Source organism: Streptomyces sp. NPDC093984 (assembly GCF_044764595.1).
Taxonomy (GTDB): domain Bacteria; phylum Actinomycetota; class Actinomycetes; order Streptomycetales; family Streptomycetaceae; genus Streptomyces; species Streptomyces cynarae.
In genome coordinates, this window is record NZ_JBIWIM010000007.1 from 325,071 (window position 1) to 339,192 (window position 14,122).

A 14,122-nucleotide genomic window follows, 5' to 3' on the forward strand; every position below is an offset into this window, starting at 1 on the left:
TCATGGGGTGGCCCGCTCCAGCAGGCGGACGGCGTGTTCGATCCGTGCGGGCAGCGGTTCGCGGTCCCTGAGGGCCGCGGGGAGCCGGGCGATCGCGCCGCGCAGCGCCGCCGCGGCGTCGCGCTCCCCGCGGGCCGCCGCCGCGGCGAGTCGGGCGGTGTGGCCCAGTGCCACCGTGACGGGCCGGCGCAGCCATGCGGTGAGCAGGGCGTTGCGCCGCTGGACCGCCGAGCGTCCGGGGCGTTCGCCGGGGTCCGGGTGGTGATGGGCCGTCACCGACGGCACGTAGCTGACGCCCCAGCCGCGGGCCGCGAGGTCGTAGGCCAGCAGGGTCTCCTCGCCCCCGAAGAACAGCACCCGGTGGTAGCCGCCTGCTTCCAGGAACGCCCGGCGGCGGACCACCGCCGCGCAGGCGAGGAAGCCGAGCACCGGGCGGCCGGGCAGGTCGGGGTCGGGTGGCAGCGGCGAGTGCCCGAGGACGGAGTTCAGCGGGTCCTCGACGGCGTCCGGGCCGACGAGGGTGCGGGCGGCCAGCAGGCCGAGCCGCGGGTGGGCGTCGAGGACGTCCGCGGCGGTGTCCAGGGCGCCCGGCGCCCACCAGGAGTCGTCGTCGCTGAAGGCGACGTAGGGCGTGGCGGCGTGCCGTACCGCGAGGTTGCGGCCCAGCGCGCCGGTGTTGCGTCCGGCGGCCAGGACGCGCGCGCCCAGCGGGTGGTCGCGCACGGCGGCCACGGTCGCGTCGCTGGAGCCGTTGTCCACGACGATGACGGGGGGCCGCTCGGGCAGGTCGGCCAGCCGGTCCAGGGTGCGCAGCACGCTGTCACGGCGGTCGCGGGTGATCATGGCGACGGTGACACGGGAGGCGTGCCCCTCGGGCGCGTCGATGTCCTTCACCCGCCCTCCTGGAGCAGCTTCTGCACGCCGCGCAGCACGTCGTGGGCCGTGATCTCGTTCAAGCCCGGGCGGGCGCCCGTGTCCGCGCGGGGACCGGTCTCGTCGCCGAGGAGCACGCCGGGCGCTCCGTAGGGCCCCACGCGCAGCCGTCCGTCGTCCCCGTCGCTGAGCGAGAACCCCAGGCCGGCCGCGGTCTGAAGTGCCGCCTCGGCCTCGTGGCGGCACTGCGGGCGCCGGGCCGGGCTGTCGATGTGTCCGACGGCCCCGACGCGGGGCACCCGGGCCGTGCGCAACAGCTCCTCGGCCGGCAGGGGGCTTCGGTGGGACGGGATGAGGTCGAGCGCCGCGTCGTAGGAGCCCTCGCGCAGGTGCCGCAGCAGTCGGTCGGTGTCCGCCTCGGCCGGCGGGTCGGCGCCCTGCCGGGCGTCCTCCGCCACGAGGACGTCGTCGGCATGGGGCAGCAGCCGGGCGGCGGGGGCGCCGCGGGGGCCGCACAGGACCGTCACGTGGCCGGCCCGGGTGGCGACCGCTCGGACGGCCGGACCGGTCAGCAGGACGCCTCCGAAGCCGCCGAACCGCACGACGAGCGCCTTCACGGCGCCCCTCCCCCGTGCGCCACTCCTTCCGGGGTCCTGTCCGTGAAGGCGGCGATGGTCCGCTTGAGCCCTTCCTCCCAGGTCACCTTCGGTACCCAGCCGAAGAGTTCGCGGGCAAGGGTGGTGTCGGGGCGGCACCGCGCGGGATCGCCCGGGTGCCGGTCGACGAAGGTCAGGCGCGAGCCCGAGCCGGTGAGGGCGATCACCCGGCGCGCGATCTCCTCGACGGTCCTCTCCTCGTCTCCGCCGATGTTGACGGGCCGCACGGACCGGCTGGCGGCGACCCGCAGGACGCCGTCGACGGTGTCGTCGACGTAGCACAGGGAGCGGGTCTGGCGGCCGTCGCCCTCGATGGTGACCGGTTCCCCGGCCAGTGCCTGCCGGATGAAGGTGGGGATGGCCTGGCGGCCGTCCGCCGGCATCCGGGGGCCGTAGGTGCTGAACACCCGCACGATTCCCGCGTCGGTGCCCTTGACGCTCGCGTGGGCGGTGGTGAGCGCCTCGGCGAACCGCTTGGACTCGTCGTAGGCGCTGTGCGGTCCCACGGGGTCGACGTCGCCCCAGTAGTCCTCCCGCTGCGGGTGTACCGCCGGATCGCCGTAGACCTGGCAGGAGGAGCCCAGCAGGAAGCGGGCGCCGTCCCGCTCTGCGACGGCCAGCGCGTTGCGCGTGCCGAGGCCGCAGGCGGCGATCGCCTCCAGGGCGCGGCCCCGGGCGTCGGCGGGGGAGGCGGGACCGGCGAAGTGCAGCACCACGTCGTAGGGGCCGGGGAGGGCTTCGCGGCTCTCGGGCCGCGCGATGTCGCACTCCACGAACCGGAAGCCCGGCCGGCCGGTCATATGGGCGATGTCGGCCACCGATCCCGACGCCAGGTCGTCCACGCAGTCGACGTCGATCCCGCTGTCCAGCAGTCGTTCGCACAGGTGTGAGCCGAGGAACCCGGCGCCTCCGGTCACCACCGCGCGCCCCCAGAAGGGCCGGGCCGTCGGCAGCGGGGAGAACGTGGTCGTCGGCGTCATCAGCACGTGGTCCTTCCGCCTTCCTTCCGCCGATGGGTGACGCACGCCTGCGCGCAGCGGCCGGTCGAGTGCCCCGGCGAGTCGCTTTCATGCTCCGGCCTGCGGTGAGGGCGTGCCACAGGGGTGCGGGCACCGCACCGCCGACCGCGTGGCGGCCACGGTGGCTCGTCGTGGCTCGTACGAGTGAAACCGCCCGGTCGGACGGACCGTCCGGCATCGCCCGGGCCGAACGGGGTACTTCGCCGCCATGCGGGTGAGCGTGATTGACGTGGGTTCGAACACGATCCGTCTGATGGTGGCGGACGCGGAGCGCGGTGTGCCCCTCCCGGTGCACACCGCGAAGTGGAAGCAGCGGCTGTCCGACCAGACGGACGCGGACGGGCGGATGGCGGACGCGGCGGTGGAGCAACTGGCCCAGTCGGTCGCCGAGGCCGCCGCGACGGCCGAGCGGTGGGGCTCGGGGCCGCCCCTGGCGTTCGCGACCGCGGTGGTGCGCGCCGCGCCCAACCGGCGGGAGGTCCTGGAGGCGGTGCGCGGCCAGACGGGTGTGGCCCTGTGCACGCTGCCCGGCGAGGTCGAGGCGGAGCTGACGTTCCTCGCGGCACGGCGGTGGATGGGCTGGCGGTCCGGACCGCTGGCGCTCCTCGACATCGGCGGCGGTTCCCTGGAGGTCGCGCTGGGCCGGGGCAGCCTGCCGGACTTCGCCGCGTCGCTGCCGCTCGGTGCGAACCGGCTGACCCGTGAGTTCTTCGCCGAGAACGATCCGCCCACCGCGGTGGACATCAAGGCGCTGCGCCGCAAGGTGCGTCACCAGCTGCGCGACGTGGTCACGCGCGCCCGTTGGGAGAGCCCCTGCACGGCGGTGGCGACCTCACGCACGTTCCAGCAGCTGGCACGGTTGTGCGGGGCGCCGCCGGGGCGGCACGGCCCGTTCGTGCACCGTGAGTTGCGCCGTGCGGATCTGCGGCGGTCCATCGACGACCTGGCCTCCCGCCGGTCGGCGGAACGGGCCGACCTGCCGGGCATCTCCGCGCCACGGGCCCGCCAGAGCCTGGCCGGTGCCCTGGTCGCCCACACCGTCATGAAGCTGGCGAACTTCGAGACGGTGACCATCTGCCCGTGGGCGGTCAGGGAGGGTGTGCTGCTGCGGTCCATCGAGGACGGCCTCGGCTGGTGGTCGAAGGTCGCGCGGGACGGTGAGGAGACGTTGTCGGGTACCGCCGTCCCGCTGCGCGTGGCGGAACCGACGGCCTGACCGGGACAACAGGCAGGCCGATGACCGGGCTTCGGCGGTATGTGGCCGGCCCGGACTGCGGGTCGCCTCTCAGGCCCGGTCCGTCAGGGCCGCCACGAGTGCCGGTGCGTTGTCGTCGTCCGGGTCCTCCAGGAACTCGCGGCGCACCTGCCGGGCCGCGACCCGGCCGGAGGTCAGGCACCACTGCCACCAGTGGTCCAGCCGCCGCGTGGTGAGGCGGTCCACGGGGACAAGGGCGGGCCAGCCGCAGGCCTCGGCCTGGGCCGTCAGCTTGGCGCCGCCTTCGACGGGGTCCACGGCCAGGGCCGGCACTCCGCCGCGCAGCGCGAGCACCAGCCCGTGCAGCCGGTCGGTGACCACCAGATCCATCCGGGACAGCACGGACTCGAACTGTCCGGGCGTGGCGCACAGCCGCCAGTCGTGGCTGTCGAGCCGGGTCTCCAGCTCCACGCGCGCGCAGTCCTTGCCGGCCAGCCACCGGGTGACCGTCTCGGCGGCCTCGTCGTGCCGGCGCCTCTCGCCGTACTCGTGCTGCCCGTGCGTGAGGATCACCCCGACGACCGGCGTGGTCGTCTCGCTCGGCGCGTGGGTGGACAGGTCGGGAACGGGACCCATGGCGGGCGCGTCCCTCGGCAGGACCCGGTGGAATCCGGTGACGGCCGGGTCTTCGGCGTCCAGCACGGAGGTGCCGACCGCGATCCGCACACAGTGCGCGAAGCGCCGGTGCAGTTCCTCGATCGCGGGTCCGTGCAGCGGCCCGCAGATGAAGATCAGATGCGAATACGAGGCGGGCCGTACGTCGTCCAGGTGCAGCGCCGACGGCCGGAAGCCGGGGCTCCACGCCACGTCGTAGGGGATCCCCTGGTGACGCAGCACGTCCTCGACCCGCCGGAGGGCCAGTACATCTCCCGCGGTGGCCTCGCCGTCCACAAAGCTGAACCATCCGGTCAGCAGAGTCCTCAGATTCTTCGCACACACAACGCCTCACGAGTGCCCCCTCGTAACGTGCTCACTCATCTCCGCGGGGGGTTCGCAGGTATCCGGGCCGGCGTTGGCGGTCACCAAGTCGGCGTTCACGGTCACCAGCGTCGGCGCGCCGGACGGCTGCGGTATCGTCCGGGCCGTCGGAGCCCGTACGGCGCGGGCCGGGGAGTTCACGGAGTTCTGTCGACGAGGTGCCCGCCATGACCGAAGCCGATCAGGGACCCGGGGCCGCGGCGGCCCGGTTCACCGGGCGTCCGGTGACCGGTGAGCGCCCGGGGTCCGGTGCGCTCACGGAGGTCGTCCTCGACGGTGGCCGGGTGGTCATGGTCAAGCGCGGCGGCGAAGCCGGCTCCTTGCGGGCCGAGGCGGCGGGATTGCGCTGGCTGGCGGACGCCGCCACCGTGCGCGTCCCCTCCGTGCACGGTCACGACGAGCACTGGCTGGTGACCGACCGTGTCCCTTCCGGGCGGCCCGGCGCCGAGGCAGCGGTGCGCTTCGGCCGCGAACTGGCGGCCCTGCACGCGGCCGGTGCCCCCGCGTTCGGCGCCCCGCCGCCCGGTGGTCCCGAGGACGCGTACATCGGCCTCGCGCCGATGCGCAACGTCGCCGGTGAGGACTGGCCGAGCTGGTACGGCGAGCACCGGGTGCTGCCCTATGTGCGCCGCGCGGTGGACGACGGCACGTTGCGGTCCACCGAGGCGGCGCCGTTCGAACGTGTCTGCGAGCGGCTCCCGGAGCTGGCCGGTCCGGCGGAGCCGCCCGCCCGGCTGCACGGCGACCTGTGGAACGGCAACGTGCTGTGGGGCGCCGACGGCCACGCCTGGCTGATCGACCCGGCCGCGCACGGCGGACACCGGGAGACCGACCTCGCCATGCTGCACCTGTTCGGCTGCCCGCACCTGGACCGGGTGCTGGCCGGATACCAGGAGGCGGCTCCGCTCGCGGACGGCTGGAGGGACCGGATCGGGCTGCACCAGCTCTTCCCGCTGCTGGTCCACACGGTGCTGTTCGGCCGCGGGTACGCGGGGCAGGCGCTCGCGGCGGCCCGCGCGGCCCTGGCCGCCTGAACCACCGCCGTCTCCCTCGGCCGGGTACGGTCTCCTGGTCACCGCACCCGGAGGAGCCGCCATGTCCCGCGCCACCGACACCTCGTTCGACCTGCTGCCCGGCGCCGACGACTCTCCGGTGATCCTGCATGTGCCGCACGGGGCGCGGGAGATACCGGCGGACGTACGTGAGGGCATCCTGCTCGACGACACGGCCCTCGCCCGGGAGCTGGATCACATCACGGACGCGCACACCGGCGAACTGGCCGGCCTCGCCGCGAAGGCCGCCACCGTCACGCCCTGGCGGTTCGTCAACCGGCTGTCACGGCTGGTGGTCGATCCCGAGCGGTTCCCCGACGAGCGGGAGGAGATGCTCGCCGTCGGGATGGGCGCCGTCTACACCCGCACCACGCACCGCGAGGTCCTGCGAGGGGTCGGCACCGACCCCGAACCGCTGCTGCGGCGCTACTTCCACCCGTACGCGCGGGCGATGTCCGCGGCGGTCGCGGACAGGCTGGCCGCCACGGGCCGGGCCGTCGTCCTCGACGTCCACTCCTACCCGACCTCCCCTCTGCCCTACGAACTGCACGGCGAGGGCCCCCGGCCGCCGGTCTGCCTGGGCACGGACTCCTTCCACACGCCGCCGGAGCTGCTCGCCCGAGCGCGTGAGGCGTTCGCGGGGTTCGGCGGAACGGGGATCGACAGCCCCTTCTCCGGGGCGTACGTCCCCCTGGAGTTCCACGGCTCACAGCCCCGGGTCACCGCCCTGATGGTGGAGATCCGCCGGGACACCTACATGACCGAACCGGGCGGTGCCGCGGGCCCCGGTCTCCCCCGCCTCGCGTCGGCGCTGGCGGCCCTGGTGGACGCGGTGTCCTGACGGCCGTCCCCGCCCGGGGTCACTGCAGCAGCGGGAGCTTGCCCACAATCTTGCCGACGCGGTTGCGGGGGCCCACGATGCTCACGGCGCAGTACACGAGGTCGTCGGTGGCGGTCTTGCCCACGGCGGCCTGGTAGTCGGCGTAGACCAGCGTCTCCTGGGCCGCGACCGGCATGTCGGCGACGAAGGTGTCGGCGTACGAGGCCGCCTTGGCGCGGATGGTGCGGAGGGTGTCGGCATCCGCCGCCAGGACCGAGCAGCCGGCCCAGGGCAGTCCCGGGTGCACGGTGCCCTCGGCGTCGGTGGCGTCTTCGCCGAGCAGGCCGGTGACCGCGGACTGCGTGGCCGCGGCGACGCAGACGGCGGCGTTGACGGCGCGGCCCGAGGGCAGGTCCCGGTCGACGACCACGACCCACTTCAGCCGGGCGGCGCGGGTCGAGACGGTGGGGTCCACCTCCTCGGGGGTGAAGCCGATCGGGGTTCCGGTCGTGTTTTCGTCGGTCATGAGCTTGTCTCCTGTGCATTTCTGCGGCCGATACCGAGAATGCTAGGTAGGCATGCGGCTCTGACGCTTGGCTGCCGAACTTTCGCAAGTGATCGCAGCAACAAGACCGCTGGTGGTGCACTTCATGCGGCAAGTCGCCGGATGCGGCGTCGAACGTGCGGACATGGACCGGTGCCCGTCACCGTTTCCTGCGCGGGGCCGCCGGGCGCTCGGCGGCGGGCTCGATACGGCGGGGCTGGACGTGCTCGTAGGCCATGGTGGTCTGCACGTCGGCGACCTCACGGCGCTCGGTCAGCCGGTCGATGACGAAGGCGTAGACGCCGTTGACGTCCGGGACGGCGACGTGGATGAGGAAGTCATGCGCTCCGGAGGTGACGAACAAGCCGATGACTTCGGGGAGTTGGGCCGCCCACTCGCGGAACCCCTCGATCACGGGGCGGGCCGGCGGCCGGATGCGGACCGAGATGAGCGCCTGGACCGGGCGGCCCACCGCCTCCAGGTCCACGGCCGCGTGGTAGCCCGTGATGACCCCGCGCTCCCGCAGCAGCCGTACCCGCTCCAGCGAGGTGGACGGGGAGACCCCCGTCCGCGCGGCCAGCTCCCGGTTGGTCTGCCGTGCGTCGTCCTGCAGTTCCCGCAGCAGGGCGCGGTCCAGTGCGTCCATGTCCATGCCGCTCACTATGCCGTACGACGTTCGGTGGCAGCGGGGAATCCCCACACAGGTGCACGTTCGCAGGCCGCGGCCTTCCGGTGTGCGCCGGCCCGTCGGAGGCGGCGCACTTTCTGTTATCGGCCGGGGCGGGGGCCGTCTCCTGTGCGTAATCGTCCGCATCGACCATCTGACGAGACCGAGGACCCACGCACGTGAGAGCACAGATCAGCCGCCGGAGCATGCTGAAGATCGCCGGTACGGCCGCGGGCGCGGCCGCCGTCACCGCAGCCGTCCCCGCACCCGGGGCGTCGGCGGCGGGCACGGCCTTCGCGCACCCGGGACTGCTGCACACCCAGGCCGACCTGGACCGCATGGCGGCCAAGGTGAAGGCGGGCGCCGCTCCCTACACGGCGGGTTTCGCCAGGCTCACCGCCAACCCGCACGCGCAGAGCACCTGGACGGCCCGCCCGGCGGCGACGGTCTACCGGGGATCGGGGACACCGGAGAACTACAGGGTCCTCTACAACGACGTCCACGCCGCCTACCAGAACGCCCTGCGCTGGCACGTCAGCGGCGACAGCGCGCACGCGGACGCCGCCGTGGCCATCCTCAACGCGTGGTCCGCCACTCTGACCAAGCTGGACGGCACGGCGGACCGGTTCCTCGCGGCCGGGCTGTACGGCTACCAGTTCGCCAACGTCGCCGAACTCGTGCGCGACCGCGACGGGTTCGAGTTGGCCCGCTTCCAGAAGATGATGCGGTCCGTCTTCCTTCCGGTCAGCTCCGACTTCCTCACCCACCACAACGGCGCCTACGTCAGCAACTACTGGACCAACTGGGACCTGGCCGCGATGGCCTGCGTCCTCGGCGTCGGCATCCTCTGCGACGACCGTACCGCGGTCGATCAGGCGGTCTCCTACTTCAGGAACGGCGACGGCATGGGTTCGCTCAGGAACGCGATCCCCGTGGTGCACCCCGACGGCCTCGCCGAATGGGCCGAGGCGGGCCGCGACCAGGGCCACGCCCTGCTCGGCGTCGGCCTGATGGCCACGGTGTGCGAGATGGCCTGGAACCAGGGCATCGACCTGTACGGGTACGACGACAGCCGCTTCCTCAAGGGCGCCCAGTACGTGGCCAAGTGGAGCATGGGCGGATCCGTGCCCTACACGGCGCTGACCCGGAAGAAGGGCGCACCGGGCGTCTGGTCCGGCAGTGAGACGACCGGCAAGGCGGCCGCCGTGGATCCGGCCATGACCCGCCCGATCTGGGCCATGATCGCCAACCACTACACCAAGCGACGCGGGCTGGACGCTCCCTACGTCACGCGGATCGCGGCCAGGACGGCCCCGGAGGGCGGCGGCGGGGACTACGGGCCCAACAGCGGCGGATACGACCAGCTCGGTTTCGGCACGCTGACGTTCACCCGCGACCGGGCGTCCACGGCCGAGGCGAAGGCGTCCCCGATGCCCGCGTCCGGCGCGGCCACCGGGGCCGGAGGCGGGTCCTCCGCGCCGTCGTCCACGGCCGGTCCGCAGGGCGGCCGGGGCAGGGACCTGGCGAACACCGGCTCCTCGGACGTCCCCGCGTGGGCCGCCGCCGCGGGCGTCACCGCCGTCGCGGGCGGGCTGCTCCTGCTGCGCCGCCGCGGGCGCGCCGGGCGCGACAGCGCGTGAGCCGCAGAGGCCGGTGGCCGACCGTCGGGCGACCGCCGGCATCCCCTCCTCGCACACGCTGAGCGCCCACCCGCCGACGCTCCGTACAGGAGCGCCGATCGCGGCCCTTTCGGGATGCGCGCTGCGCCATCTGGGGGAAAGGTGAGGGGAGGATCGACTCGCAGAGGAGACAGAATGTCGACGTCACAGCCCGATGCGTCGCGTCGTCCGGCCGATGACCGTGCCACGCCGGACGAGCTGCTGCACGCGTGCCCGCTCGAGACCTCGGCGGAGGATCTGGTCCTCGCCTCGGGGCGGGACATCACCCCCAGGACCCTCGCCTGGGCGGAGCGGAAGCTCGCCTCCGAGGGGCACGCCGCGCTGGACAAGCTACTGCCTTAGCGACTCCCGGTCCGGAATCACCGCGCCGGGGACGGGGCCGGGCCCCGGGGCCGTGATTCCGGACCGGTGCGGCTGCTGCGGGGCGTACTTCTGGCTGCCCTCGAGGAACGCGTCGGCGGCGGCGACGGCGGCGCGCACGTCCTTGGTTCCCGTCATGACGCACAGCGTGTAGCTGACATCCGCCAGCTGTCGTGCCAATTCGGGTGTCTCCTGCTCGGCGAGCGCGATCCGCAGGGACGCGTACCGGGTCAGCAGTCTTCTGACGGCCTTCGGATCGGGTACGAGCACAGTCGGGCCCTTTCTCTGGTTTTCCGTCCCGGCTCCCCCGTCTCGGGCGAAGCATGCACAACTCACCTCACATGGCTCGCCTTTGGCGCGATATCGACCCTGCCCTCCCCCACGGCCCACCCCTCGGGGGACCCGGCCACGGCGCGACACGCGATCACGACCCACCCCTCCCCTCCCGCCCGTTGACGTGCGCGGACCATACTGGGAGGCGCCCCTGTCCCCTTTCCCCAGAGTGATCCATGGCAAAGTCCTCCACCGCTCGTGCCACGGCTCCCGACACCGTGTGGCTGGCCCGCGGGCGACACCCCGGCCCGGGCGCCGAGGACGCCGTCCGCCGCCGCCTGCGTGAGCTGAAGAGCGAGAAGGTCATCCAGGACGAGACCGAGTACGACGGTTCCCGGGAGGGCGCGCCCGCGCGCGCCTTCGAGGCGCGGTGGCTCGTCGCGGACGATGTCGTCGTACGGGCCCGCCTCGACGTCGGGACGCCCGACGACAAGGACGGCGGCCAGGACTGGGTGCTGGTGGCCGAGGCGGACCGGGCCTGGGACCTCCACTGGCCCTCTCCGGCCACCGTCTTCTGGCCCGACGACCCGGACGTGCCCTGGGACCACGACGTGGTGCCGGGGCTGCGCTTCAGGGAGATCAACCCGCTGCCCACGGAGGACCGGGCGCTGCGGCGCCTGCTGAAGGACTGCGCGCGCCACTCGTGGAGCATCCACGTGGTCGTCCACGAGGCGATGACTCCCGACGAGCGCGGGCTGCGCCCCCTCGCACCGCTGCTGCCGCCCGGCCTCAGGCACCGCGTCGTGGAACACCGGGCCGCGCCCGAGCAGTTCCAGGTGGTCAACTGGGCCCTCTACGACCTCGGCGCACGGGTGCCCCGGGGCGGTGCCGTGGTGCTGCCCGCGGCGCCGTCCGGTCCCGGCGCCGACGACAACGGGTTCAGCGTACGCACGGTCTTCCTCGACGGTTCGCGTCCCACGGAACTCCTCGACACCGTGCGGCGCTTCGCCGAGCAGCCCGCACCCCTGCCCGAGGGCGCCGAGGAGGCCCTGTCCGCGCTGCGCGAGCAGTGGCATCTGACCACCCTCGAGGAGGAACTGGCCATCGCGCACCGCCGGCTCGCCACTTACGCCGAGGCGCTCGAGGCCATGACGAAGTCGCGGGACATGTACCGGGAGGCGGCCGAACTCGCCCACGAGGCACTGGCGGCCTACCAGGAGGCCGGCGCGCTGCCCGCACCGCGCCGGCCACGCAAGAGGGAAGGTTTCTCCTTGCGTACTCTGGCCAAGCCCCTGGAGCGCGTGGTGGACGGAGTGAAGTCCCTCGGTGTGCCGGGCCCTCAGAACGGTGACACCGCCACCGAGGCGGAGCCCTCCGCGGACACCTCCCCGGCCGGGCCGCCCGACTCCTAGGGCTTGGAGCCCCGGCGTGTTGCGAAGGTCCCGCCCTTCGGGCGAACGACGGGACTTTCGCAACACGCCCAAGAGCCTCTCGTGAGGTTCATGCCGGGCCCGCGCGCCGACAGCAGAGGGCCCCGCCGCGTGCCGGGGGGAGGGGCATCGGCGGGGCCGACGGCTCGAGGCACCAGGGGGGAGGGCACCCACGAGCGGTCTGACATGCTGGTGCCCGGCTTCCCGGGAAGTATGCGTGGCCGATTTCCGCGTCGTCTGTCACCCATCCGTGAGGGCCGGGTGTAGGCGGAGGTTTAGGGGGTACCCGTGGGCGAACTCGCTGTCGGGTGCCATTCCGGCAGCGAGATGTTGATCACCTCCGGAGCGCGGGTCGCGGTGCATCTGTTGTCCGCCCCGGGGTAGGCGAGCCCCGCCACACCGTACGGATGGGAGGACATTGTGTCGGCTGAGCAGACCCCGCTCTCCATCGATGTGACGATGCCCCGGGAGGATGTCGCGCTGGTCACCGTGAAGGGTTTCCTGGACGTCGACACAGCGACGGAGTTGCACCACCACCTGGCCAACCAGATGCACCACGGCCGGCAGCACCTGTTGCTCGACCTGTCGGAGGTGCCGTTCATGGACTCGTCGGGCATCAACATCATTCTCAACGCCTACAAGGAGACCCGTCAGGTGGGCGGCTCGATCGGCCTCATCGACCCTGCCCCGGCCGTCCAGCGGATCCTCGACCTGACGGGGGTGAGCCTGACCGTCCCGTCCTTCAAGACCGTTCAGGACGCACTGGACGACACGGGCGACGCGTTGAGTCGGCCCTAGGCTCGTGGGCCGGGCGTCGCTCGCAGGCGCCGGGCCGGGCCGTGGGTGCGCCGACGAGGCCGGTCACCGTGCGGTGACCGGCGGGGTGTGCTGACGGCCGGTCAACCGGCGTGCTCGCGCCGGGGAACGTCGTCCGCTCGTGTGGTCTCCGAGTTCGTCGTCGCCCGCCTCCAACGGTCCGACGCCGTGTATACGGACGGCAGTTGGCCGGGCCCCCCGATCGTCGGATGATCTCCGCGGCGCCCTCCGGTGCCGAGGGGGATCTCCCATGATTACAGTGGTCGCGCGACAAGGAACCGCGCTCTCCGGGCAGGCTCCCCAGCCGTCGGGGGAGGGTACGTACGAAGGAGACAGGGACGTGACGGACCAGGAGTCGGCAACGAACCCAGGAGCGTCGACACGGGTCGTGGGGGACTTCCTGCTACGCCGTCGGGAGCAGATCTCTCAGCGCTGGGCCGACCAGACGCTCTTCCGTACGGTGTTCACGGTGTCGCGCGACGAGGCCGTGGAAGCCGCGGGCTCTCTGGTGGAGGCGCTGGCCGCGGTGGCCGCCTCCGGACGGATCGAGGATCTTCGGGCCCCGGGCTTCGCGGGGATGCGCGAACAACTCACACGTATGGCGGCCTCGCGGGCCCGCGCGGGCGCGACGCCGTCGCAGATCGCCGACGAGGTGGCGGCCCTGGGTCCCTCGATCAGGGAACTGCTGGGCGCCGAACTGTCCGAGTCGGACGGCGAGGCGAGCGGATGGCACGCCGTCGCGCTCACCGCCCTGATGGGCACGCTGCGGGTGCTGGTCATGGAGACCGCCCTGAGCACGGGCGAGGAGATCATCGAGCGGCAACGCATGCAACTGCTCGAAGTCGCCACGCCCGTCATCAAACTGTGGAACGGCATCGTCGCCGTACCGCTCATCGGCACCCTGGACAGCGCCCGCAGCCAGGTCGTGATGGAGAGCCTGCTGGAGGCCGTCGTCACCCAGCAGGCCCGGTTCGCCATCCTGGACATCACCGGAGTGCCCACCGTGGACTCCCTGGTGGCGCAGCACCTGATGAAGACCGTCGCGGCGGCCCGCCTCATGGGCGCGGAGTGCATCGTCTCCGGTATCCGACCGGCCATCGCCCAGACCATCGTGCATCTGGGGATCGACCTGGGCTCGGTCCTCACCCGGGCGAGCCTGGCCGACGCCCTCGCCCACGCCCTCCACGAGCTGGGCGCCGTGATCGTCGACCGGGCAGGCCACGGAGGAGGCCAGCGGTGACCGGCGGTTTCAGGGACCCGGCGGGTGCTTCCGTCCCCGTACTCAAGCTCGGTGACGTGCTCCTCGTCACCCTTCAGGGCGAACTGGAGGACAAGGCCGCCGAACAGCTGCAGCAGGACATCAGCGAGGCCATCTCGGGCAGTTCCGCCACCGGAGTGGTCATCGACGTCTCCGGTGTCGAGATCGTCGATTCCTTCCTGGGGCGCGTGTTCGCGGAGATCGCCGCGAGCGCCAGGCTGCTCGCCGCGGAGACCGTGGTGGCCGGCATGCGACCCGCGGTGGCCATCACCCTGGTCGAACTCGGCCTCACGCTGCCGGGTCTGCGCACCGCGCTCGACACCGACGAGGCACTGCGGATGCTGACACAGGCGTCCACGCCCCTGTCCCACGGTCCAGCACGCCAGGAGAACGCGTGACGGAGACATCGGGCCGCGTCACCACATGCCTGCCCATCCGCACG

16 protein-coding genes are annotated in these 14,122 nt (G+C 73.0%); 9 read left to right on the top strand and 7 right to left on the bottom strand.

Going from position 1 to position 14,122, the window contains the following annotated elements; translation table 11 throughout:
• Genes ACIRC0_RS25875 through ACIRC0_RS25885 form a run of 3 tightly spaced genes read right to left on the bottom strand, consistent with a single transcriptional unit; the run spans window position 1 to window position 2,509 of the window.
• Entirely contained in the window at window positions 1–843 is an 843-nt protein-coding gene (locus tag ACIRC0_RS25875; RefSeq protein WP_403620348.1) for a glycosyltransferase, read from the bottom strand.
• A 47-nt stretch (window positions 844–890) separates the two neighbouring features.
• On the bottom strand, window positions 891–1,490 hold the full coding sequence (locus ACIRC0_RS25880; RefSeq protein ID WP_403619868.1) for a glycosyltransferase family 9 protein: 600 nt from the start codon (window positions 1,488–1,490) through the stop codon (window positions 891–893).
• On the bottom strand, window positions 1,487–2,509 hold the full coding sequence (locus ACIRC0_RS25885; RefSeq protein WP_403619871.1) for an NAD-dependent epimerase/dehydratase family protein: 1,023 nt from the start codon (window positions 2,507–2,509) through the stop codon (window positions 1,487–1,489). The genes ACIRC0_RS25880 and ACIRC0_RS25885 overlap by 4 nt, the downstream gene beginning before the upstream one ends.
• 247 nt (window positions 2,510–2,756) lie before the next feature.
• On the opposite strand from ACIRC0_RS25885, the gene ACIRC0_RS25890 reads away from it, so the two are divergent.
• Entirely contained in the window at window positions 2,757–3,764 is a 1,008-nt protein-coding gene (locus tag ACIRC0_RS25890; RefSeq protein WP_403619874.1) for a Ppx/GppA family phosphatase, read from the top strand.
• Between the two features lie 69 nt (window positions 3,765–3,833).
• On the opposite strand, the gene ACIRC0_RS25895 is transcribed toward ACIRC0_RS25890, so the two are convergent.
• Window positions 3,834–4,742, bottom strand: coding sequence for a polysaccharide pyruvyl transferase family protein (locus tag ACIRC0_RS25895; protein ID WP_403619877.1), 909 nt, complete (start codon window positions 4,740–4,742; stop codon window positions 3,834–3,836).
• A gap of 206 nt (window positions 4,743–4,948) precedes the next feature.
• On the opposite strand from ACIRC0_RS25895, the gene ACIRC0_RS25900 reads away from it, so the two are divergent.
• A complete protein-coding gene (locus ACIRC0_RS25900; protein ID WP_403619879.1) occupies window positions 4,949–5,815 on the top strand; it encodes a fructosamine kinase family protein in 867 nt (288 codons plus the stop codon).
• A 61-nt stretch (window positions 5,816–5,876) separates the two neighbouring features.
• On the top strand, window positions 5,877–6,674 hold the full coding sequence (locus ACIRC0_RS25905; protein WP_403619882.1) for an N-formylglutamate amidohydrolase: 798 nt from the start codon (window positions 5,877–5,879) through the stop codon (window positions 6,672–6,674).
• Between the two features lie 19 nt (window positions 6,675–6,693).
• On the opposite strand, the gene ACIRC0_RS25910 is transcribed toward ACIRC0_RS25905, so the two are convergent.
• A complete protein-coding gene (locus ACIRC0_RS25910; protein ID WP_403619885.1) occupies window positions 6,694–7,179 on the bottom strand; it encodes a DUF2000 domain-containing protein in 486 nt (161 codons plus the stop codon).
• A gap of 178 nt (window positions 7,180–7,357) precedes the next feature.
• Entirely contained in the window at window positions 7,358–7,843 is a 486-nt protein-coding gene (locus ACIRC0_RS25915) for an Lrp/AsnC family transcriptional regulator (RefSeq protein ID WP_403620351.1), read from the bottom strand.
• 227 nt (window positions 7,844–8,070) lie between these two features.
• Here ACIRC0_RS25915 and ACIRC0_RS25920 point away from each other — a divergent pair, with 227 nt between their 5' ends.
• Entirely contained in the window at window positions 8,071–9,504 is a 1,434-nt protein-coding gene (locus ACIRC0_RS25920; RefSeq protein WP_403620354.1) for an alginate lyase family protein, read from the top strand.
• Between the two features lie 174 nt (window positions 9,505–9,678).
• A complete protein-coding gene (locus ACIRC0_RS25925) occupies window positions 9,679–9,885 on the top strand; it encodes a hypothetical protein (protein WP_200422972.1) in 207 nt (68 codons plus the stop codon).
• On the opposite strand, the gene ACIRC0_RS25930 is transcribed toward ACIRC0_RS25925, so the two are convergent.
• Window positions 9,874–10,173 carry a DUF5133 domain-containing protein gene (locus tag ACIRC0_RS25930; RefSeq protein WP_403619888.1) on the bottom strand — a complete coding sequence of 100 codons (300 nt, stop codon included), beginning with the start codon at window positions 10,171–10,173 and terminating at the stop codon, window positions 9,874–9,876. The two genes, ACIRC0_RS25925 and ACIRC0_RS25930, sit on opposite strands and share 12 nt — an antisense overlap.
• 239 nt (window positions 10,174–10,412) lie before the next feature.
• Between ACIRC0_RS25930 and ACIRC0_RS25935 the strand changes: the two genes are divergently transcribed.
• From ACIRC0_RS25935 to ACIRC0_RS25950, 4 genes are all read left to right on the top strand, one after another.
• Window positions 10,413–11,588, top strand: coding sequence for a hypothetical protein (locus ACIRC0_RS25935; RefSeq protein ID WP_403619891.1), 1,176 nt, complete (start codon window positions 10,413–10,415; stop codon window positions 11,586–11,588).
• Window positions 11,589–12,026: 438 nt separating this feature from the next.
• Entirely contained in the window at window positions 12,027–12,404 is a 378-nt protein-coding gene (locus ACIRC0_RS25940; RefSeq protein WP_374955460.1) for an anti-sigma factor antagonist, read from the top strand.
• A gap of 358 nt (window positions 12,405–12,762) precedes the next feature.
• Complete coding sequence (locus ACIRC0_RS25945; RefSeq protein WP_403619894.1) at window positions 12,763–13,662, top strand: STAS domain-containing protein; 900 nt, start codon at window positions 12,763–12,765, stop codon at window positions 13,660–13,662.
• Window positions 13,659–14,078, top strand: a complete 420-nt coding sequence (locus tag ACIRC0_RS25950; protein WP_403619897.1) for an STAS domain-containing protein — start codon at window positions 13,659–13,661, stop codon at window positions 14,076–14,078. Before ACIRC0_RS25945 ends, ACIRC0_RS25950 begins: the two co-directional genes overlap by 4 nt.
• Window positions 14,079–14,122 lie beyond the last annotated feature (44 nt).

Excerpts from the sequence above, each read along its gene's own strand:
- ACIRC0_RS25875 (WP_403620348.1), bottom strand. The coding sequence starts at position 843 with ATGATCACCCGCGACCGCCGTGACAGCGTGCTGCGCACCCTGGACCGG.
- ACIRC0_RS25885 (WP_403619871.1), bottom strand. The coding sequence starts at position 2,509 with ATGACGCCGACGACCACGTTCTCCCCGCTGCCGACGGCCCGGCCCTTC.
- ACIRC0_RS25890 (WP_403619874.1), top strand. The coding sequence starts at position 2,757 with ATGCGGGTGAGCGTGATTGACGTGGGTTCGAACACGATCCGTCTGATG.
- ACIRC0_RS25900 (WP_403619879.1), top strand. The coding sequence starts at position 4,949 with ATGACCGAAGCCGATCAGGGACCCGGGGCCGCGGCGGCCCGGTTCACC.
- ACIRC0_RS25905 (WP_403619882.1), top strand. The coding sequence starts at position 5,877 with ATGTCCCGCGCCACCGACACCTCGTTCGACCTGCTGCCCGGCGCCGAC.
- ACIRC0_RS25910 (WP_403619885.1), bottom strand. The coding sequence starts at position 7,179 with ATGACCGACGAAAACACGACCGGAACCCCGATCGGCTTCACCCCCGAG.
- ACIRC0_RS25915 (WP_403620351.1), bottom strand. The coding sequence starts at position 7,843 with ATGGACGCACTGGACCGCGCCCTGCTGCGGGAACTGCAGGACGACGCA.
- ACIRC0_RS25920 (WP_403620354.1), top strand. The coding sequence starts at position 8,071 with ATGCTGAAGATCGCCGGTACGGCCGCGGGCGCGGCCGCCGTCACCGCA.
- ACIRC0_RS25925 (WP_200422972.1), top strand. The coding sequence starts at position 9,679 with ATGTCGACGTCACAGCCCGATGCGTCGCGTCGTCCGGCCGATGACCGT.
- ACIRC0_RS25935 (WP_403619891.1), top strand. The coding sequence starts at position 10,413 with ATGGCAAAGTCCTCCACCGCTCGTGCCACGGCTCCCGACACCGTGTGG.